20 protein-coding genes are annotated in these 18259 nt (G+C 66.5%); 11 read left to right on the forward strand and 9 right to left on the reverse strand.

The window, feature by feature from the left end:
- The first annotated feature begins 12 nt into the window (after nt 1–12).
- From E6K76_01470 to E6K76_01510, 9 genes are all read left to right on the forward strand, one after another.
- Nucleotides 13–438: a cobalamin B12-binding domain-containing protein gene (locus E6K76_01470; protein ID TMQ60693.1), complete on the forward strand. Its 426-nt coding sequence runs from the start codon at nt 13–15 to the stop codon at nt 436–438.
- On the forward strand, nt 435–1151 hold the full coding sequence (locus E6K76_01475; protein TMQ60694.1) for a CoA transferase subunit A: 717 nt from the start codon (nt 435–437) through the stop codon (nt 1149–1151). The genes E6K76_01470 and E6K76_01475 overlap by 4 nt, the downstream gene beginning before the upstream one ends.
- Nucleotides 1093–1755: a CoA transferase subunit B gene (locus tag E6K76_01480; GenBank protein ID TMQ60695.1), complete on the forward strand. Its 663-nt coding sequence runs from the start codon at nt 1093–1095 to the stop codon at nt 1753–1755. The genes E6K76_01475 and E6K76_01480 overlap by 59 nt, the downstream gene beginning before the upstream one ends.
- Nucleotides 1756–1781: 26 nt before the next feature.
- Nucleotides 1782–2972 (forward strand): acyl-CoA dehydrogenase, encoded by a 1191-nt coding sequence (locus E6K76_01485; GenBank protein ID TMQ60696.1) that lies wholly within the window; start codon nt 1782–1784, stop codon nt 2970–2972.
- 51 nt (nt 2973–3023) lie between these two features.
- Nucleotides 3024–4211, forward strand: coding sequence for an acetyl-CoA C-acetyltransferase (locus E6K76_01490; protein TMQ60697.1), 1188 nt, complete (start codon nt 3024–3026; stop codon nt 4209–4211).
- Nucleotides 4212–4222: 11 nt separating this feature from the next.
- Nucleotides 4223–5080 (forward strand): 3-hydroxybutyryl-CoA dehydrogenase, encoded by an 858-nt coding sequence (locus tag E6K76_01495; GenBank protein ID TMQ60715.1) that lies wholly within the window; start codon nt 4223–4225, stop codon nt 5078–5080.
- 6 nt (nt 5081–5086) lie between these two features.
- On the forward strand, nt 5087–6247 hold the full coding sequence (locus E6K76_01500) for an acyl-CoA dehydrogenase (GenBank protein ID TMQ60698.1): 1161 nt from the start codon (nt 5087–5089) through the stop codon (nt 6245–6247).
- Between the two features lie 62 nt (nt 6248–6309).
- Nucleotides 6310–7350, forward strand: a complete 1041-nt coding sequence (locus tag E6K76_01505; GenBank protein TMQ60716.1) for a DUF362 domain-containing protein — start codon at nt 6310–6312, stop codon at nt 7348–7350.
- Between the two features lie 31 nt (nt 7351–7381).
- The gene (locus tag E6K76_01510; GenBank protein ID TMQ60699.1) at nt 7382–8101 is read left to right on the forward strand and encodes a hypothetical protein; all 720 of its coding nucleotides are present in this window, start codon (nt 7382–7384) and stop codon (nt 8099–8101) included.
- Here E6K76_01510 and E6K76_01515 read toward each other — a convergent pair.
- The 8 genes from E6K76_01515 to E6K76_01550 form a co-directional block, all read right to left on the reverse strand.
- Nucleotides 8098–9537, reverse strand: coding sequence for a hypothetical protein (locus E6K76_01515; GenBank protein ID TMQ60700.1), 1440 nt, complete (start codon nt 9535–9537; stop codon nt 8098–8100). The genes E6K76_01510 and E6K76_01515 overlap by 4 nt on opposite strands.
- A 30-nt stretch (nt 9538–9567) precedes the next feature.
- Nucleotides 9568–10020, reverse strand: coding sequence for a hypothetical protein (locus E6K76_01520; GenBank protein TMQ60701.1), 453 nt, complete (start codon nt 10018–10020; stop codon nt 9568–9570).
- Nucleotides 10017–10442 carry a methylmalonyl-CoA epimerase gene (gene mce / locus E6K76_01525; protein TMQ60702.1) on the reverse strand — a complete coding sequence of 142 codons (426 nt, stop codon included), beginning with the start codon at nt 10440–10442 and terminating at the stop codon, nt 10017–10019. The genes E6K76_01520 and mce overlap by 4 nt, the downstream gene beginning before the upstream one ends.
- Nucleotides 10427–11260 carry an undecaprenyl-diphosphate phosphatase gene (locus E6K76_01530; GenBank protein ID TMQ60703.1) on the reverse strand — a complete coding sequence of 278 codons (834 nt, stop codon included), beginning with the start codon at nt 11258–11260 and terminating at the stop codon, nt 10427–10429. Before E6K76_01530 ends, mce begins: the two co-directional genes overlap by 16 nt.
- A gap of 6 nt (nt 11261–11266) precedes the next feature.
- Nucleotides 11267–12793: a methylmalonyl-CoA mutase gene (locus tag E6K76_01535; protein TMQ60704.1), complete on the reverse strand. Its 1527-nt coding sequence runs from the start codon at nt 12791–12793 to the stop codon at nt 11267–11269.
- A gap of 4 nt (nt 12794–12797) precedes the next feature.
- Nucleotides 12798–13301: a hypothetical protein gene (locus E6K76_01540; GenBank protein TMQ60705.1), complete on the reverse strand. Its 504-nt coding sequence runs from the start codon at nt 13299–13301 to the stop codon at nt 12798–12800.
- A 24-nt stretch (nt 13302–13325) separates the two neighbouring features.
- Nucleotides 13326–14858, reverse strand: a complete 1533-nt coding sequence (locus tag E6K76_01545; GenBank protein ID TMQ60717.1) for an ATP-grasp domain-containing protein — start codon at nt 14856–14858, stop codon at nt 13326–13328.
- 91 nt (nt 14859–14949) lie between these two features.
- Nucleotides 14950–16548, reverse strand: a complete 1599-nt coding sequence (locus tag E6K76_01550) for an acyl-CoA carboxylase subunit beta (GenBank protein ID TMQ60706.1) — start codon at nt 16546–16548, stop codon at nt 14950–14952.
- A gap of 26 nt (nt 16549–16574) precedes the next feature.
- On the opposite strand from E6K76_01550, the gene E6K76_01555 reads away from it, so the two are divergent.
- Together E6K76_01555 and E6K76_01560 are read left to right on the forward strand one after the other, a co-directional pair.
- Nucleotides 16575–17519, forward strand: a complete 945-nt coding sequence (locus E6K76_01555; protein TMQ60707.1) for a creatininase family protein — start codon at nt 16575–16577, stop codon at nt 17517–17519.
- An 8-nt stretch (nt 17520–17527) separates the two neighbouring features.
- Nucleotides 17528–17947 carry a PaaI family thioesterase gene (locus tag E6K76_01560; GenBank protein TMQ60708.1) on the forward strand — a complete coding sequence of 140 codons (420 nt, stop codon included), beginning with the start codon at nt 17528–17530 and terminating at the stop codon, nt 17945–17947.
- Nucleotides 17948–17968: 21 nt separating this feature from the next.
- On the opposite strand, the gene E6K76_01565 is transcribed toward E6K76_01560, so the two are convergent.
- Complete coding sequence (locus tag E6K76_01565) at nt 17969–18181, reverse strand: hypothetical protein (GenBank protein TMQ60709.1); 213 nt, start codon at nt 18179–18181, stop codon at nt 17969–17971.
- Nucleotides 18182–18259 lie beyond the last annotated feature (78 nt).

Below are 18259 nucleotides of genomic sequence, written 5' to 3' on the forward strand. Positions count from 1 at the left end.
GAGCCGGGGGCCATGGCGAAAAAAATCCGGGTGCTGGTCGCGAAGGCGGGGCTGGACGGGCACGACCGGGGAGCGAAGGTCGTCGCGAGCGCGATGCGCGACGCGGGCTTCGAGGTGATCTACACCGGCCTTCACCAGACCCCGGAGATGATCGTTCAAGCCGCGGTCCAGGAGGACGTCGACGCGGTCGCGCTCTCGATTCTCTCGGGCGCGCACATGACGCTCTTCCCCCGCGTGCTTGCGCTCATGCGTGAGAAGGGAATCGGCGACGTGCTGCTCACGGGGGGCGGGATCATCCCCAAGGAAGACATGGCCGCGCTGAAGCAGGCGGGCGTCGGAGAGCTCTTCGGGCCGGGCACTCCGACCTCTGCGATCATCGATTACATCCGGAGCGCGACCCGCGAAAACGACTCCGTTCGGGCCGGGTCCTCCCGATGAACAAGGCGGTTCGGGGCGCGCGAGAGGCGCTCGAGCGGGCGGGGGTTCGGGACGGCGTTACGATTCTCCTGGGCGGCTTCGGGCTCTGCGGCATACCCGAGAACCTGATCCTTGCGCTGCGCGATTCCGGCGTCAAAGATCTGACCTGCGTCTCGAACAACGCCGGAGTCGACGACTGGGGCCTGGGGCTCCTGCTCCAAACGAAACAGATCCGGAAAATGATCTCGACCTACGTGGGGGAGAACCAGATCTTCGAGCGGCAGTTCTTGAGCGGCGAGCTCGAGGTCGAGCTCATTCCGCAAGGCACGCTTGCGGAACGCGTACGCGCCGGCGGCGCGGGCATCGGAGGGTTCTATACGCCCACCGGTGTCGGCACCGTCGTCGCGGAGGGAAAGGAGCTCCGCGTCCTGAATGGCCGTGAGTACGTGCTCGAAATGCCGATCCGCGGCGATTTCGCGTTCGTGAAGGCACATCGGGGGGACCGGAGCGGGAACCTCGTGTACCGGATGTCCGCACGGAACTTCAACCCGGTGTTCGCGACCGCCTCGGAGCATACGATCGCCGAGGTGGAACAGCTCGTCGAGCCCGGCGTGATCGACCCCGACACGGTCATCACGCCCGGAGTCTTCGTCGACACCATTTTCCAGGGGACGTATGGACCCAAGCGAATTGAAAAGAGAACGAATCGTCCGAAGAGCCGCGCGGGAGCTTAGGGACGGTTTTTACGTCAATCTCGGGATCGGGATGCCGACGCTCGTGGCGAACCATATCCCCGACGGAATCAAGGTCACCTTGCAGTCGGAAAACGGCATCCTGGGCGTCGGGCCGTACCCTCTCGAGGGCGAAGAGGACGCCGATTTGATCAACGCCGGGAAGGAGACCGTGACGGTGCTCCCTGGCGCCTCGTTTTTCTCGAGCGCCGACTCTTTCGCGATGGTGCGCGGTGGTCACGTCGACCTCACGATCCTTGGCGCGATGGAAGTAGATCAGGATGGTAATCTCGCCAACTGGATGGTCCCCGGGAAGATGGTCAAGGGAATGGGCGGCGCGATGGACCTGGTCGCGGGGGCGAAACGGGTCGTCGTGACGATGCTCCATACGGCCAAGGATGGGAGCTCTAAGATCCTCAAGAAGTGCACGTTGCCACTCACGGGAAAGAAAGTGGTCGATCTCATCATTACCGATCTCGCGGTCATGGAGGTCACCCCGCAGGGGCTCAAGCTCCAAGAGCGCGCGCCCGGCGTCACCGTGGATGAGATCCTGAAATCGACCGAGGCGGAGCTCATGGTCGAGGAAGTCTGCGAGATGCCGGTCTGACCGGCGCGGGGACCCGGATGGAAACGATGGCGGAAGCAAGGTCGAACGACCTTTACGAATTGACCGAGGAACAGACCCGCCTCCGCGACATGCTTCGCGAGTTCGCGGACGGAGAGGTGGCACCCAAGGCGGCTCGGTACGACGAGCAGAACGAGTTCCCCTGGGACAACATCAAGAAAATGCGGGAGCTCGGCCTCTTCGGGATGATCTTCCCCGAGGAATATGGCGGCTTGGGGCTCGATACGCTTTCGTACGTCCTGGCGGTGGAGGAAATCTCCCGCGCGTGCGCCTCGACGGGGATCACCCTCGCGGCGCATGTCTCGCTGGGGACATCCCCCATCTACAATTTCGGCACGGCGGAGCAGAAGAAGAAATACCTTCCCTCGCTCTGCTCGGGCGAGAAGCTCGCCGCCTTCGGGCTCACCGAGCCGGAGGCGGGCTCCGATGCCGGCGGCACCAAGACCCGCGCCGTGCGCGAGGGGGACCAGTACCTCGTCAACGGCCGCAAGATCTACATCACCAACGGCTCGGTGTGCGGGACCGCCGTGTTCACCGCGGTCACGACGCCGGGGATCGGGGTCAAGGGGATCTCCGCTTTCATCATCGAGAAGGGAACCCCGGGGTTCAGCGCGGGAACGCGCGAGAAGAAGCTCGGGCACCGGGCCAGCGACACGGTCGAGCTTCTTTTCGAGAACGTGAGGCTCCCGAAGGAAAACCTCCTCGCGCCTGACGGAAAGGAAGGACAGGGATTCACCCAATTCATGAAGACGCTGGACGGGGGCCGCATCTCCATCGGGGCGATGTCGGTCGGCATCGCACAGGCCTCGCTCGACGCGGCGCTCCGCTACTCCCGCGAGCGCAAGCAGTTCGGCAGGGCGATCGCCGAGTTCCAGGCGATCCAGCTTCTCCTCGCCGATATGGTCACCCAGATCGAGGCGGCCCGGCTCCTCGTCTACCAGACGGCACGCATGAAGGACCGCGGCGCGCCGATCACGCGCCACGGGGCGATGGCCAAGCTCATGGCCTCCACCGTGGCGATGAAGGCGGCGGACACCGCGATCCAGATCCACGGTGGGGCGGGCTACATGACCGACCATCCCGTGGAACGCTATTTCCGGGACGCCAAACTGATGGAAATCGGCGAGGGCACGTCTCAAATCCAGCGTCTCGTTATCGCTCGAGAGCTCTTGCGGGAGGCGGAAGGCATCGCGCGATAGCTTCGCGGTATCGCCCGGCGCCTCCGGTTGCATCGAGGAAGGAGATTCGAAATGGCAGACCGTGACGCGTACATCGTGAGCGCTTGCCGGACCGCGATCGGAGAGTTCCTGGGCGGGCTCTCGCCCCTTCGCGCGCCCGAGTTGGGCGCGGTCGTGATCCGCGAGGCGGTGAGCCGCGCCGGAATCGAGCCGGCTCTGGCGGAGGAGGTCCTCATGGGGAACGTCGTGCAGGCGGGAGTCGGGCAGGCGCCCGCCCGCCAGGCGGCGATCCGAGGGGGGATCCCCGATTCCGTGGGCGCCACGACGGTGAACAAGGTGTGCGGCTCGGGGCTCAAGGCGGTGATGCTCGCCTCCCAGGCCATCCGGGCCGGAGACGCCGACATCATCGTCGCCGGGGGCATGGAATCCATGTCCAACGCCCCCTACCTCCTGCCCAAGGCGCGCGTGGGATACCGCCTCGGGAACGGGGAGTTGATCGACGACGTGATCTACGACGGGCTCTGGGATTCCTTCAACAACTTCCACATGGGAAACGCGGCGGAGCTGATCGCGCGGAAGTTCAAGGTCACCCGCGAGGATCAGGACCGCTTCTCGGTCGAAAGCCACCAGAAGGCGGTGCGGGCGCAGAAGGAAGGGAAATTCAAAGACGAGATCGTGCCGGTCCTCGTGCCGCAGAAAAAAGGGGAGCCGAAGTGCTTCTGCGTCGACGAGCGGCCGCGGCCCGACACGACGATGGAATCGCTGGCGAAGCTCAAGCCGGCCTTCGAGAAGGACGGCACGGTCACGGCCGCGAACGCGCCCGGGTTGAACGATGGCGCCTCCGCGGTGGTCGTGATGTCGGGCGCGGCGGTGAAGCGCACCCATGCGAAGCCGATGGCGCGGGTGACCGGATACGCCACCGGCGGCGTGGCGCCGGAGATGGTCTTCTACGCCCCGGTGGTCGCCGTCAAGCGCCTCGCCGAGAAGCTCGGCAGAAAACCCAACGACTGGGACCTGATCGAAGCCAACGAGGCGTTCGCGGCCCAGGCCATCGTCGACGCCCGGGAGCTCGATTGGGATTTCTCGAAGCTCAACGTACACGGAGGCGCCGTCGCGCTCGGACATCCGATCGGCGCGAGCGGTGCGCGCGTGCTCACGACGCTCCTCTACGCGATGCGCGACCGGAAGGCGAAAACCGGGCTCGCGACGCTCTGCCTGGGCGGGGGCAACGCGGTCGCCTTGAGCGTGGAGGCGGTGTAGTGCCTGTTGCGATGGCGACCCGCCCCGTCCTCGTGGTCGGAGCGGGCACCATGGGGAGCGGAATCGCTCAGGTGTTCGCGGCGGCGGGCCGGCAGGTGTACCTGAGGGATCAGGACGAGGGAAGCCTCAAACGAGGGCGAGCCTCGATCGGAACGAGCCTCGACCGCCTCGTCAAGAAGGGGACCCTCGACGCCGGGGCCCGCGAGCTTGTCCTGGGCCGCATCCGAAATGTCGCGCCGGGCGAATCCCTGGCGGACTGCGCGATCGCGGTCGAGGCCGTGCCCGAGCGGCTGGATCTCAAGAAGACGGTTTTCCGGGAGCTGGACCGCGTTCTTCCCCAGGACGCGATCCTGGCCACGAACACCTCGTCCCTCTCGATCACGGAGCTTGCCGCCGCTACGTCGCGCCCGTCACGCGTCATCGGCATGCACTTCATGAATCCCGTCCCCGTGATGCAGCTCGTCGAAGTCGTGCGCGGTTTGGAGACCTCCGAGGAGACGGTGCGCACGACGATGGAGGTGGCGAAAGCGCTCGGCATGACCCCCGTCCTGGTCGAAGACCGCCCCGGATTCCTCTCGAACCGGATTCTCATGCCGATGATCAACGAAGCGGTCTTTGCGCTTCAGGAAGGAGTGGCGACCCGGGAAGCGATCGACACGGTCATGAAGCTCGGCATGAATCATCCGCTCGGGCCGCTCGCGCTCGCGGATTTGATCGGCCTCGACGTGTGCCTCGACATCCTGGAAGTCCTGCAGCGCGGATTCGGCGACGATAAATACCGCCCCTGTCCGCTCCTACGCACCATGGTCGCGGCCGGCCGCCTGGGCCGGAAGGTCGGCCGGGGGTTCTACGAGTACCCGGATTCCTAGGTCGCGATGAACTTTCAGCTGACGGAGCAGCAGGAAATGCTCCGCGCGCTCACCCGCGCGTTCGCGGAGGGGGAAATCGCGCCGATCGCCCATCAGATCGACGCGACCGAGGAGATTCCGGAATCCCTCCGGAAGAAGCTCCGGGAGAACAATTTCTTCGCCCTCCTGATTCCGGAGGAGTACGGCGGCGTCGGCGTGGACGCGGTCGGCTACGTGATCGTCATGGAGGAGCTCGCGCGCGCCTCGGCCGCGGTGGCCATCACGGTCTCGGTGCACAACTCGGTCGCCGCCGGCCCCATCAACCGTTTCGGGACGGCCGAGCAGAAGACCCGTTGGCTCCCGAGTCTCGCGAAGGAAAAGCTCGGCGCGTTCGCGCTCACGGAGTCCGGTTCCGGATCGGATTCCGCCGCACTGATCACGCGCGCCGAGCGGCGCGGCGACGAATACGTCCTCAACGGCTCGAAGACGTTCGTGACGAACGGAAAGTACGCGGACGTGATCGTGCTGCTGGCTCGAACGAGCCAGGAATCCAAGCACCGGGGGATCAGCGCCTTCCTCGTCGATCGGGGCTCCCCTGGGCTCGCGATCGGGAAGAACATCGACAAAATGGGAATTCGGGGCTCGGACACGGTAGAATTGGTCCTCGAGGATTGCCGCGTGCCCGTGTGCAACCGCCTCCACGACGAAGGTCGGGGGTTTCGTGTCGCCATGCAGACTCTGGACGGCGGGCGGATCGGAGTCGCGGCGCAGGCGCTCGGCATCGCGCAGGCCTCGCTCGAAGCCGCATCGCGGTACGCGCGGGACCGGTACCAATTCGGCAGGCAGATCGGCGATTTCCAAGCGATTCAGTGGATGATCGCGGAGATGAGAACCGAGATCGAAGCGGCGCGGCTCCTCACGCTCCAAGCCGCCTGGATGAAGGACCAGGACATCCCCTACGGGCCGTATGCCTCCATGGCCAAGCTCAAGGCCTCCGCGGTCGCGCGGATGGCCGCGGATCGGGCGGTCCAGATCCACGGGGGATACGGGTACACGAAAGAGTTCGCCGTGGAGCGCTACTACCGCGATGCCAAGGTGACGGAGCTCTATGAAGGAACGTCGGAGATTCAGCGGATCGTGATCGCGAATTCGGTGCTCCACCCGAAGGACGGGAAGGGATTGGCGTGAAATCCAAAGTCGCTGTGCTTCGGACGAGCGCTTCGACGGTCGTGGAGGACGTCGGCCGTTTGATGGAGCTTGCAGACTGCAATGCGGAGCTGTCGCCCGAGAAGACGACGCTTCTCAAAGTCAACATCTCCTGGCACGTCTACTATCCCGCGTGCTCCACGAGCCCGTGGCAGCTCGAGGGCGTGATTCGGAAGCTCCGGACATCCGGGTTCGCGAGCGAGCGTGTGCTCGCCGCCCAGAACTCGACCGTGGTCGTGGATCCCCACGTCGGCATCCGGAACAACAAGCTCGAGCCGGTGTTAGACCGATATGGAATCCGTTCGGTATGGCTGAACGACAAGGAGAGCGAGGCCGACTGGATCCGCTACGAGCCCAAGGGAACGATGCTTGTCCTGAACGACGTCTACCCGGACGGGCTCATGCTCCCGAAGACTCTGATCGGGGCGAACATCATCCATCTGCCGACGCTCAAGACGCACGTCTTCACGGAAATGACGGGCGCGATGAAGAACGCCTTCGGCGGCCTCCTTCATCTCAAGCGCCACTGGACGCATAGCGTGATTCACGAAACCCTGGTGGACCTCCTCACGATCCAGAAGGAGATCCATCCGGGCATCTTCGCCGTGATGGACGGGGTCATCGCGGGAGACGGGCCGGGCCCGCGAGCCATGCGGCCGCACGTGGCCAATCTCCTGCTGGCCTCGCGCGATCAGGTGGCGATCGATGCCGTGGCGGCGAAGCTCATGGGCTTCGACCCGCTCACGATCAAGTTCATCCGGCTCGCGAACGAGGCGAAGCTGGGGAACGGGGATCCACGCTGCATCGACATCGTGGGAGACGATGTGTCGAACGTGAATCTGGGATTCCACCGGAACGAGAATACATTCGCGTCGAGGGGGCAGAAGCTCATCTACCACGGCCCGCTCAAGCCGTTGGAGAAGGTGTTGCTCCAGAGCCCGCTCGTGCCGTGGTCCTATTTCGCGTCGCGTCTGTACCACGACGGGTACTGGTATCCGTTCGTGGGGATCCCGCGCAAGAAGAAGATCATGGATTCGGAATGGGGAAAGCTGTTTCGCGAATACGAACCCAAAGGACAGGCGTGAGGCGGGGCTCGAAGCCCGCCGGGGAGGCTCGATGAGATTCACCGGAATTCACCCGAGGCAGTGGCACAGGGGGACGTGGATACTCGCGCTCCTGCTCGCGGCGCTCGTGCTGCTTCTGACGCACCGCCCGACCGGCGGGCGCGCGCTCGCGATGGAGCCTCCGGCCGGGAACGCGGCCGGCCAGCCCACCCCGTCCATGTCGAGCGATGCCGGGCAGGCCCACGTGAACGAGGGGACCGGATACGTCGCCGAGATCATCGACTCCAGCTACACGGTCGGCCCCGCCGAGTTTTTCGCGCTGGATCTGCCCACGAATGCCCCCGGCGCCAAGGCGGTCCACCTCTTCGGCACCGTGACCACGAAGGGAGGAAAGGACATCATCGTGCGTCTCTTCCGGGCCGGCGACTACGACCGCTGGCTCAAGCAGAAGAGCGGGAGGAAACCGCAGGCGTTCTGGACGTCGGCGCGTTCCAGAAACTTGACGCTGGATCAGGACCTTCCGCCGGGAGAGCCCGTCGTGCTTCTCCTGGACAACGGGTTCTCGATCCGCACTCCGAAGCGCGTGAGCTGCCAGCTCCAGCTCCGGTATCTGCGAAACGGCACCGAAACGTTCGACACCGAAGGGGGTGGGATCGCGGGGTCGCCCGAGGGATCCAAGACCGCCGCCCCGGAGGACAATCTCCCGACGCCGCGCTCCAATGCGGATCAGGAGCTACCTCCCCCTCCTCCTCCTCCTCCCGAAGGGTACTAGCGCCCGCCGCGCAGCAGGAGAAGCTGGCCCGCTTCGCCCCATCTTCTTGAATTCTGGGGGGCGCGCAGCGTGTGCGCCTGCACGGTGAGGAGCCAGGCGTCTTCTCCGAGCAGGTCGCTCACGTTGGAGATTCCGCTCGGCTCCCATTCTCCCCCGACACCCCGCGGAACGACGCGCCCCCTGCTGTCGCGCTCGGCGCATTCGGCGACCGCTTCCAACTCGTGCGAGCGAAGGTCGTAGCGCAAGATGCGCGAGGGGTGGATGCCGTGTGCGGCCGGGTATTCCTGGATCATCACGCATCGGCCGTCGGTATCGATGCTCGAGGGACGAAAGAGGTCGTCCCCCTCGCTCGCATCGAGCACGACCTCCAAATTTTCGACGCGCGTGGGGTCGAACGAATCCAGCGTCATGTGGTAGAGGCGGCCCCCGCCGCCCGCGGCTTGGATCACGCCGCTCGAACCGAAACCCAGGCGGTCGGTGAAGTAGAACGCGTTGGGTCTCTCCCGATCGATCGCGATGCCCTCCAGCCGGACGAAGTTGAGGCATCCGAGCTGCTGGACGAGCGGCTCGAGGGTGCTCGGGGAGCGCGCGGCGAGGGGGTCGATCGGGACGAACACCCCGCTCGCCGGCATGCCGCGGCGCAGGCGCGAGGCGCTGCGGGCGTTGGAGGGGACGGCATCCGCATCCGCGCGAAACACGTGGAGCTGGCCGTTCCCCGAAAGGACGTCGGTGTCCGAATTGGCCACGTAGAGGTAGATCTGGTCGCCCGTCTGGCCCAGGCTGCCGGCGGTCATCACGACGAGATTCTTGCCGCCGGTCGAGGGCAGCGCGGCCGTGCTCTTGTGCCGCATGGCTCCGAGCCACGGCAAATCCTGGATTCTCTCGTCCATGACGTCGATGGCCGCCACGAGGGGGCCACGGGCTCCGTTCCACCGCTCGTTCACGACGAACTGTGGGCGCAAGAATCCGGCGCGCGAATCGAGGAGCGCGGCGTGCGCCAGCGCGGCGTAGCCGCGATCCGGCCGGAGCAGATAGTCCGCGGCCAGGATCCCGTTGTTTCGCAAGTCGAGGATGAGCCTCGAGACCGCCGCCCCCTCGGCGCCTTCGAGCCAGGCATCGTCATGCGATACGTACACCTCCGCGGTCCCGTCGCCGCGGTCACGCGCGCCCAGTCCGCCCGCCCGGCCGGCGAAAATGAACGGCGGTTGCCCCATCCTGTTCGAGAACAGGGTGTCGCCGGCCGTCAAGATCGGCGTGATCCCGACGCCCGGGCGCAGCGGCCGTACCATGGGGGCGGCGGGCGTGAGAAACCCCGCGCCGGGTCCGGTCGCGAATCGAACCCGTGAGGTGCCGGCGCATCCAGGAACCATGAGGCCCATGAGAAGGAGCGCCATGGGCGCGCGGAAATCGATTCGCGACCGGCGACCCCGGCGCATTCGAGGGGCTCGGTTCATCGCGGGGCCGTTCTACTTCTCCTGATCCTCATCTTTCGGAACGACGAACTGTCCCTCCTCGCGGCGCACCAGCTCTTCGGGCGTGCCCTGGTCGCTGTCCACGTAATAGATCAGGGTCACGTCCTTGTCGGTGAGCTCGAGGTGATGGCGCTTCCTGGCGTAGGCGACCACCTCCGATTGGATCACGTCGACCAAGCCCTCGATGTCGTGTTTGGCTCCCTCGACGTTGTCGGTGCTGCCGACGATCTCCGCGACGACATTCTGTTTCTCACGGTCGTAGTACACGAGCGGCGCTTCCTCGAGGCTCGCGCTGAGCCGGAGGATTCCCGCCGTCCTCTGGGCGATGTCGTCCCCGATCGTGTACTCGTATTTCGAGCTCATCTTCGGATTGCGGGCCGCCGCCGTACCTGCGAGGGACAGGAGTCCGAGCAACAGCGACGCGACGAGAACCTTCCTTGCACTCATGGCTCCCTCCGTTCACAAAGTTCTACCAGCACCCCGTTCAGAGTCCGGGGGCTCAGGAACGCGATCCTCGTGCCATGGCTTCCTTCCCTCGGCGTGCGGTCGATCAGCTCGAGCCCGGTGGCGGCGGCCTGCTTCAGCGCCCGCTCGAGATCGGGAACGTGAAACGATAGATGGTGGATGCCTTCCCCCCTCTTTTCGAGGAATCGTCCCACCGGGGAATCCGTCTCGGTGGGCTCCAGGAGCTCCAGCTCGGAGGAGCCGCCTCGCAAGAATGCGATCCGGAGCTTCATCGATTCGAATTCGACGGTCTCGCCGTGGCGAAAGCCGAACGCGCGAACCCAGAGGGGGACGGCGGCCTCGAGGGATCGCACCGCGATCCCTACGTGAGCGAGGCCGAGCACGCGGCTCATCGGAATCCCCATGCGCGGTGCCAGAGCAACGCGAAGAGCGCCAGGCCGAGCACGATCCGGTACCAACCGAAGGGCTCGAGGCCGTGGCGGGTGAGGTAGCGCAGGAAAGAACGGATCGCGATCGCGGCGACGATCGCCGCAACGCCGAGACCGACGGCCATGGCCGCGGGCCCGACCGAGGCACCGCCCAAGAGCGCCTCCCGGCTTTTCACGAGGTCGAAGAGGGTCGCCGCGCCGAGGGTCGGGAGCGCGAGCAGGAACGAAAACTCCGCCGCCGCGATCGCGGAGCATCCCAAAAGGAGGCCCGCCAGGATCGTCACCATGGCTCGTGAGACTCCCGGCCAGAGAGACGCGCACTGGAACACCCCAATCGCGAGGGCGACGCCGAAAGGGATCGCGTCGACGCTTTCGAATGCCGGCGTCCCGCGCCGCGTCCGGCGCCACCGCTCGAAGCACACCATGACGACGCCCCCGGCGAAGAGAGCGATCGCGACCGGGTGCGGCCCGAACAGGTGCCTTTCGATCGCCTTATGGAGCGTCAATCCGGCGATCGCTGCGGGGAGGAACGCCACCGCGAGCTTCACCAGGAGGGATCCCCCCCGGGAACGGGGCCGCGCGATTCCGCCGAGGACCTCCAGTACGCGGACGCGATAGAGCCAGAGGACCGCGAGAAGCGCCCCGGCCTGGATGACGATTTCGAAATCGTTCATGACGCCGCCGACGAGACCCATGGCGTGGGCGGCGAGGATCAGGTGCCCGGTGGAGGACACCGGCAGGAACTCGGTGAGTCCTTCGATCGCGCCCAGGATTCCGGCTTGGAAGAGGCTCACAGGGTGTCAGGCGTTCGGGTCGTGGGTGCCATACGCTCGTCGCAGCGCATCGGATATCTCTCCCAGGGTAGCCCCCGCCTTCACCGCGTCGATCACCGCGGGGGTGAGGTTCATGTCACGGCGCGCCACTTCTTCCAGCCGGTGGAGCGTGTGCTTCGCCCGCGGCTCGTCGCGGGACGCCTTGAAGTCTCGAACGCGCTTCGCCTGGGCCGCCTCGAGCGACGGGTCGATGGCGAAGGAAGCGGTGGGTTGCTCATCGGGGTCGACGAAGCGGTTCACGCCGACGATCACGCGATCCCCGCGCTCGACGGCCACCTGATGCTCGTAGGCGCTCCGCTCGATCGCGCGGGTCTGGAAGCCGGATTCGATGGCGCGGACCGCGCCTCCCATCGCGTCGATCGCCTCGATCAGAGTTCGCGCCTCCTGCTCGATCCGGAGGGTATCGGCCTCGACGGCCTGGGCTCCGCCCACCGGGTCGACCGTCATCGGAACGCCGCTCTCGTAGGCGATGATCTGCTGCGTGCGCAGGGCGACGGTCGCGGCTTCTTCGCCCGGCAGGGAGAGAGCCTCATCGAAGGAGTTCGTGTGGAGCGATTGGCATCCGCCGAGCACCGCCGCGAGCGCCTGGATCGCGACCCGTGCGATGTTGTTGTGGGGTTGCTGAGCCGTGAGGGTCGATCCCGCGGTCTGGGCGTGAAAACGGAGCTTGAGGGAGTTCGGATCGCGCGCGTGGAAGCGTTCTTCGAGGAGCTTCGCCCAGAGGCGACGGGCCACCCGGAATTTGGCGATCTCCTCCAGGAGATCGTTGTGTGCGTTGAAGAAGAAGGAAATCCGAGGCGCGAAGCGGTCCACGGGGAGGCCGCGGTCCACCGCGGCGCGCACGTACTCGAGCCCGTTCGCCAGCGTGAAGGCGACCTCCTGCACCGCGGTCGAACCCGCCTCACGGATGTGGTACCCGCTCACGGAGATCGGATTCCACTGCGGGACTTCCTCCGCGCAAAACTCGAAGAGATCGGTGGCGATCTTGAGCGACGGCGCCGGAGGGTAGATGTAGGTGCCGCGGGCGATGTATTCCTTCAAGACGTCGTTCTGGACCGTCCCGGTGAGCTTCGCCCTCGGGGTGCCGCGCCGATCCGCGACCGCGACGACGAGCGAAAGCAGGATCATCGCCGTGGCGTTGATCGTCATCGAGAGGCTCACGCGGTCGAGCGGGATTCCCTGGAGAAGCCGCTCCATGTCCTCGATCGTCGAGATCGCGACTCCCGCCCGTCCCACCTCCCCCGCGACCCGCGGGTGGTCCGCGTCGTAGCCCATCTGCGTCGGGAGGTCGAACGCGACCGAGAGCCCGGTCTGGCCGAGCGAGAGAAGGTAGTGGTAACGGCGGTTCGAGGTCGCGGCGTCCCCAAAGCCCGCGTACTGGCGCATCGTCCAGAGGCGCGACCGGTACATGAGCGGGTGAATGCCGCGAAGGTAGGGCGGCTCGCCCGGGAGGGGACGGGTCTGATTGGAGTGGACGAGGTCGGCGCGCGACATGGCGTCAGGCCTCCACGGGCGTGATGGCGAGCAAGAGCTGTCCGGTCTCGACCGCGGTCCCGGGCGTGACGGGAATCGAGCGTACCCGGCCCGTGAGAGGCGCGACCAGCGCGTTCTGCATCTTCATCGCCTCGACCACCACGACCGGCCGTCCTGCTTCGACCTCCTCTCCCTCGTGCGTCAATACCTGCACGACCAGGCCCGGCATCGGGGCGTGGAGCTCGCCGCGGGAGGCGTCCTCGAGCGAGCGCCGGCGGGAGAGCTTCGGTGCCCGCGGATCGCGGACGCGAAAGCGGAAGGTGCGCCCGCGACGCTCGACCACGATCATCTCCCCTTGGAGCCTCACCCAGGCCTCGACCGGGCGGGCATCGATCCGGACCCGCATCCAGCTTTCGATGGTCCCGTCCACACGGTGCGCGCGGCCACCGAGCGTGACCCGGTATCCAGAGCCTTCCGGATCGACCTCGATCTCGAGATCCTCGGCACCCTTCACGAGGAGGACCCTCATCGCAACCTCACGGGCGAAGAACGATCATCGCCGCCTCGGGGGCGTGCGGAGGTTGGGATGGGCGAGGCGCCAGCGGCTTCGTTCCCGTTCGCCGTTTCGCGAGCCGGAAGGCGCGGCGGGGAAGCGGGGCCGAAGAGCGCTCGCGTGCGCGAACAGCGCCGCGAGCAGCGTGGCATCCTCTTCGTCGCGCGCGGACGCCCCCGGCGCGACGCTCCGGAATTCGTGCGCCAGGAACGCCGTATCGTACGTCCCCGTGCGAAAGGCGGGCTGCTCCACAAGCCAGCGGTGAAAGGAGAGCGTGGTCGGGATCCCTTCCAGCACGCATTCTTCGAGCGCGCGGGCGGCCCTCTCGAGCGCGTGATCGCGCGTTTCCCCCCATACGATGACCTTGCCGACCAGGGGATCGTAGTGGACCGGCACGATGCCCCCGGAGCGGACACCGACGTCGCACCGGACGCCTGGACCTTGGGGCAGCTCGATGCGCCGCACGGTTCCGGCCTGCGGCAGGAAGCCCTGCTCGGGGTCCTCGGCGTAGATCCGGAACTCGATCGACACGCCGCGCGGACGCACCGTCTCCTGCCGCATCGCAAGCCTTTCACCGGACGCGATGCGGACCTGCTCCCGCACGAGATCGATCCCGAGCGCCATTTCGGTGACCGGATGCTCCACTTGGAGCCTCGCGTTCACCTCGAGGAAATAGAACCTCCCGCCCTGATCCATGAGGAACTCCGCCGTGCCCGCGTTCGTGTATCCGCCGGCACGCGCCACCTTCACCGCCAGTTTCCAGAGATCGGCGCGCCGGGCCTCGCCGAGCGCGGGGGACGGCGTCTCCTCGACGAGCTTCTGGTGCCGGCGCTGGATCGAGCAGTCGCGCTCCCCGAGCGCGATCACGTCGCCGTGCCGGTCCCCGAGGAGCTGGACTTCGATGTGGCGCGGTTTTTCGAGCCATCGTTCGAGGTAGATGCGGTCATCGCCGAACGCGTTCCGCGCTTCCCCCTGCGTGAGTCTCATCGCCTGCTCGAACTCCTCGGCGGCGTTCACGCGACGCATTCCCTTGCCGCCCCCTCCCGCGGCCGCCTTGAGCACGACGGGGTACCCGATCCGACCCGCGGCGCGCCTCAGCTCGCCCTCGTCGCGGATCGGTGTCTCCGTACCCGGGAGCACGGGCACGCGGGCTCGAAGCGCGAGCGCGCGGGCGTTGAGCTTGTCGCCGAGAGCGCGAATCGCATCCGCCGAGGGTCCGATCCAAACGAGGCCCGCGCCCAGCACTCGATCCGCGAAGGGGGCCGATTCCGAGAGAAAGCCGTACCCCGGATGCACCGCATCCGCCCCCGCGGCGCGCGCGGCGTCCAGAATGCGCTCGGCGTTCAAGTAACTCTGCGGGGCCGGAGCGGGGCCCACCGGGTACGCCTCGTCCGCCGCGAACACGTGGGGCGAGTCGCGGTCGGCGTCGGAATAGACGGCGACCGAGGCGATCCCCATCTCGCGGAGGGTGCGGCAGATCCGGATCGCGATCTCGCCGCGGTTCGCCACGAGGACCTTGCGGACGGGCGTCACAGGGACGGGTTTCGCCCGGGCGGGCTTCGCGGCGACTCGCTTCACGGGGGTGGGCTTGGCGCGGACGCGTTTCAACGGGAAATCCTGGCGCTCAGAGCGGGATCGAGCCGTGCTTCTTGGGCGGGAGCGACTGGCGCTTGTGCCGGAGAGCGGTCAGCGCCCGGATGAGCCGCGGGCGCGTCTCCTGAGGCTCGATCACGTCGTCGAGATAGCCCAACGCCGCGGCGACGTACGGATTCGCGAACTTCTCGTTGTACTCCGCCACGAATTTGGCGCGCGCCGCGGCCGGGTCCTTCGATTGCTCGATTTCCTTGCGATACACGATATTCACGGCTCCCTCGGCGCCCATCACGGCGAGCTCCGCCTGGGGCCACGCGACATTGTAGTCCGCGCGGATGTGCTTCGAGGACATGACGTCGTAGGCGCCCCCGTAGGCCTTTCGCACGATGACCGTGAGCTTCGGGACGGTCGCCTCGCAATACGCATAGAGGAGCTTGGCGCCGTGGCGAATGATGCCGCCCCATTCCTGCTCGGTCCCGGGAAGAAACCCAGGGACATCCTCGAAGGTGACGAGAGGGATGTTGAACGCGTCGCAGAATCGCACGAAGCGGGCGCCCTTCACGGAGGACTTGATGTCGAGCACCCCGGCGAGGGCCGCCGGCTGGTTCCCCACGATTCCGACGGGATGCCCGTCGAGACGCGCGAAGCCGACGATGATGTTCGGAGCGAAGTGCTCGTGCACCTCGAAGAAATCGGCGTCATCGACGACGAGACGCACGATCTCTTTCATGTCGTACGCCCGGTTCGACTCGCTCGGAACGATGGCGTTGAGTCGCGCTTCCATCCTGTCGGGGCGGTCGTTCGGCTCGACTCGCGGAGGATCGTCGACGTTGTTCGAGGGAATGAAGGAGAGGAGTCTCCGGATCGCGGCAAGGCAGGCTTCGTCGTCGTCGACCGCGAAATGGGCGACGCCGCTCTTGGTGTTGTGGGTCATCGCCCCGCCCAACTCTTCGAAGGAGACGTCTTCCTTGGTGACTTCCTTGATGACGTTCGGGCCGGTCACGAACATGTGGCTGGTTCCCTGGACCATGATCACGAAGTCGGTGATCGCGGGGGAGTAAACGGCCCCTCCCGCGCAGGCTCCCATGATCGCCGAGATCTGGGGCACCACCCCCGACGCGAGCGTGTTGCGCAGGAAGATCTCGGCGTATCCTCCCAGGGATTGGACCCCTTCCTGGATGCGCGCCCCTCCCGAGTCGTTGAGGCCGATCACCGGCGCGCCGTTCTCCATCGCCTGATCCATGACGTTGCAGATCTTCTTCGCGTTCGGCTCACTCAACGTCCCCCCGAACACCGTGAAATCCTGGGCGAAGACGAACACGAGCCTCCCGTCGACGGTCCCGTAGCCCGAGACGACGCCGTCGCCGGGGATCTTCCGTTCGGCCATTCCAAAATCGCTCGTGCGATGCTCGACGAAGACGCCGGTCTCCTGGAAGGAGCCTGGATCCAGGAGGAGATCGATTCTCTCGCGGGCCGTGAGCCGGCCCTCGGCGTGGAGCTTGGCGATCCGATCCTTGCCACCGCCCAGCTGCGCTTCCTGTTTGCGCCTTCTCAGCTCTTCGATGGGGTTCTTCGGAGTCAGGTCCGTGGCCTCCTGCCCGATTCCAAGCCTTGGGGAGAGAGCAGGCATCCTATCGGAAGCAGCCCGCCGGCGCAATGCGCCCGGCTTCGATGTACAATCCCCTCCGTCCGAGTCGCTGCCCACGATCCGAAGGAGCCATCCCCATGCCCCGAAGCAGAGCCCGCTCCGCCCCGCGCGAGCGGCGCATTGACCGCATCAACTGGATGGAGTTCGCGGACCTTGTTCCACGCACGATCAACACAGCCCTCCTGCCGGTAGGCACGCTGGAGGCCCACGGCGTCACGAGCCTAGGCACCGATAATGAAATTCCGCTCCGGCTGAGCGAGGCCGTTGCCGAGCGCGTGAACGCCGTCGTCGCGCCGTCCATTCCGTACGGGGTCACGGCGCACTTGGGCGCGCTCGCGGGAGGGACGCACGTGCCGGCGCCGGCGTTCGCCGAGTACGTAACCGCGGTGGTCGAAGCGCTCGCCCACCAGGGGTTCCAGAATATCGTCGTGATGAACGGGCACGGGGGCAACACCGAGGCGCTCCGGGAGGCCACGCGGCGCGCCCATGAGGACACCGGAGTGTTCGTCGCGGTGTTCAATTGGTGGATCGAGATGAGACCCTACGTTGAGGAGCTCCTGGGCGCGCCGGGCGGACACGCGGGAGCGGATGAGACGGCGGCGATGCTCGCGATCGCGCCGGATCAGGTTTTTCCCGACCGCTGGGACCCGTCGCTCGCATTCGAGCACCGCGACTCCATCGTCGCGTTCCCGGCGCCCGGCTCGCTCCTCTACTACGGAGGCAAGCGCAGCGACCCCAAGTTTGACGCGCGCGCGGCCGCGAAATTCTGGGAGCGTGTGGTGGAGCACGTCGGCGAGGTGCTCGAGGACCTCGTCGCGCGCTGGAACCGCGAGGCGATGCCCGCCACACAGCGTCGGCGCGCGCCGGCCGGCCGGGCCGTGCGCCCGAGCGGAGGCCGCGGGGCCGCCGAGGCCGGCGAGGGACGGAGGAAATCCCCGCGGGAGAAGAAATAAGGGAGAGGGTGGATCCGATGCTGGAAGACGACGGAATGTGTTTCTGTTGCGGTCCGAGAAACCCGATCGGATTCAAGCTCCAGTTCGAGATGATGCTGGACGGCCGGATGCGCACCGCCTGGACGCCCCGCGAGGAGCATCAGGGGTTCAAAGACATCGTGCACGGCGGGCTTGTCGCGACGGTCCTGGACGAGGTGATGATCCGCCTTCTGTACGCGCTCGACATCGAGGCGGTCACCGCGGAGTTGAACACGCGGCTCCTCCGGCCGCTCCGGGCAGGGAGGAGGTACCGCTTCGAGGCCCGGCTGGTGGAGGATAAGGGGCGCCTTGTCCTGACCGAGGCTGAGGCGTTCGACGCCGAAACCGGCGAGAAGGTGGCCTCGGGCAGCGCGAAATGCGCGCGGGTGGGGAAGACGACGGGGACCTGAGCCGTTCCGCGGATCGACGGATCAGCCAACCTTCCGGGCGATGGCCGCGATGTTGTTGGCGTAGTCGCACCCCAAGACGCGCAGCTTCATGTATGCGGTGATCGCGAGCCGGGCGGCGGCGATCGGCCCGGGGTTCGCCTCGCGGAGCATGACCCGATAAACGGAGGGGTTGAGGCCTTCGCATGTGAGGAATGCCCAGAGGTCGCCCGGATTGTACGTGTGTAGGTGTGTCATGTCCCATGACCGCGGCTCCGGAATGTAGCTCGCGTTTGGTGTTTGGATCACCAAGACGCCCCCCGGTTCCAGGAGCGA

The sequence above is a fragment of the Candidatus Eisenbacteria bacterium genome (genome assembly GCA_005893275.1).
GTDB lineage: Bacteria > Eisenbacteria > RBG-16-71-46 > SZUA-252 > SZUA-252 > WS-7.

What these genes read in the sequence shown, in the direction of transcription:
- E6K76_01470 (TMQ60693.1), top strand. Translation starts at nt 13, where the DNA reads ATGGCGAAAAAAATCCGGGTGCTGGTCGCGAAGGCGGGGCTGGACGGG.
- E6K76_01475 (TMQ60694.1), top strand. Translation starts at nt 435, where the DNA reads ATGAACAAGGCGGTTCGGGGCGCGCGAGAGGCGCTCGAGCGGGCGGGG.
- E6K76_01480 (TMQ60695.1), top strand. Translation starts at nt 1,093, where the DNA reads ATGGACCCAAGCGAATTGAAAAGAGAACGAATCGTCCGAAGAGCCGCG.
- E6K76_01485 (TMQ60696.1), top strand. Translation starts at nt 1,782, where the DNA reads ATGGCGGAAGCAAGGTCGAACGACCTTTACGAATTGACCGAGGAACAG.
- E6K76_01490 (TMQ60697.1), top strand. Translation starts at nt 3,024, where the DNA reads ATGGCAGACCGTGACGCGTACATCGTGAGCGCTTGCCGGACCGCGATC.
- E6K76_01495 (TMQ60715.1), top strand. Translation starts at nt 4,223, where the DNA reads ATGGCGACCCGCCCCGTCCTCGTGGTCGGAGCGGGCACCATGGGGAGC.
- E6K76_01500 (TMQ60698.1), top strand. Translation starts at nt 5,087, where the DNA reads ATGAACTTTCAGCTGACGGAGCAGCAGGAAATGCTCCGCGCGCTCACC.
- E6K76_01505 (TMQ60716.1), top strand. Translation starts at nt 6,310, where the DNA reads ATGGAGCTTGCAGACTGCAATGCGGAGCTGTCGCCCGAGAAGACGACG.
- E6K76_01510 (TMQ60699.1), top strand. Translation starts at nt 7,382, where the DNA reads ATGAGATTCACCGGAATTCACCCGAGGCAGTGGCACAGGGGGACGTGG.
- E6K76_01515 (TMQ60700.1), bottom strand. Translation starts at nt 9,537, where the DNA reads ATGCGCCGGGGTCGCCGGTCGCGAATCGATTTCCGCGCGCCCATGGCG.
- E6K76_01520 (TMQ60701.1), bottom strand. Translation starts at nt 10,020, where the DNA reads ATGAGTGCAAGGAAGGTTCTCGTCGCGTCGCTGTTGCTCGGACTCCTG.
- mce (TMQ60702.1), bottom strand. Translation starts at nt 10,442, where the DNA reads ATGGGGATTCCGATGAGCCGCGTGCTCGGCCTCGCTCACGTAGGGATC.
- E6K76_01535 (TMQ60704.1), bottom strand. Translation starts at nt 12,793, where the DNA reads ATGTCGCGCGCCGACCTCGTCCACTCCAATCAGACCCGTCCCCTCCCG.
- E6K76_01540 (TMQ60705.1), bottom strand. Translation starts at nt 13,301, where the DNA reads ATGAGGGTCCTCCTCGTGAAGGGTGCCGAGGATCTCGAGATCGAGGTC.
- E6K76_01550 (TMQ60706.1), bottom strand. Translation starts at nt 16,548, where the DNA reads ATGCCTGCTCTCTCCCCAAGGCTTGGAATCGGGCAGGAGGCCACGGAC.
- E6K76_01555 (TMQ60707.1), top strand. Translation starts at nt 16,575, where the DNA reads ATGCGCCCGGCTTCGATGTACAATCCCCTCCGTCCGAGTCGCTGCCCA.
- E6K76_01565 (TMQ60709.1), bottom strand. Translation starts at nt 18,181, where the DNA reads ATGACACACCTACACACGTACAATCCGGGCGACCTCTGGGCATTCCTC.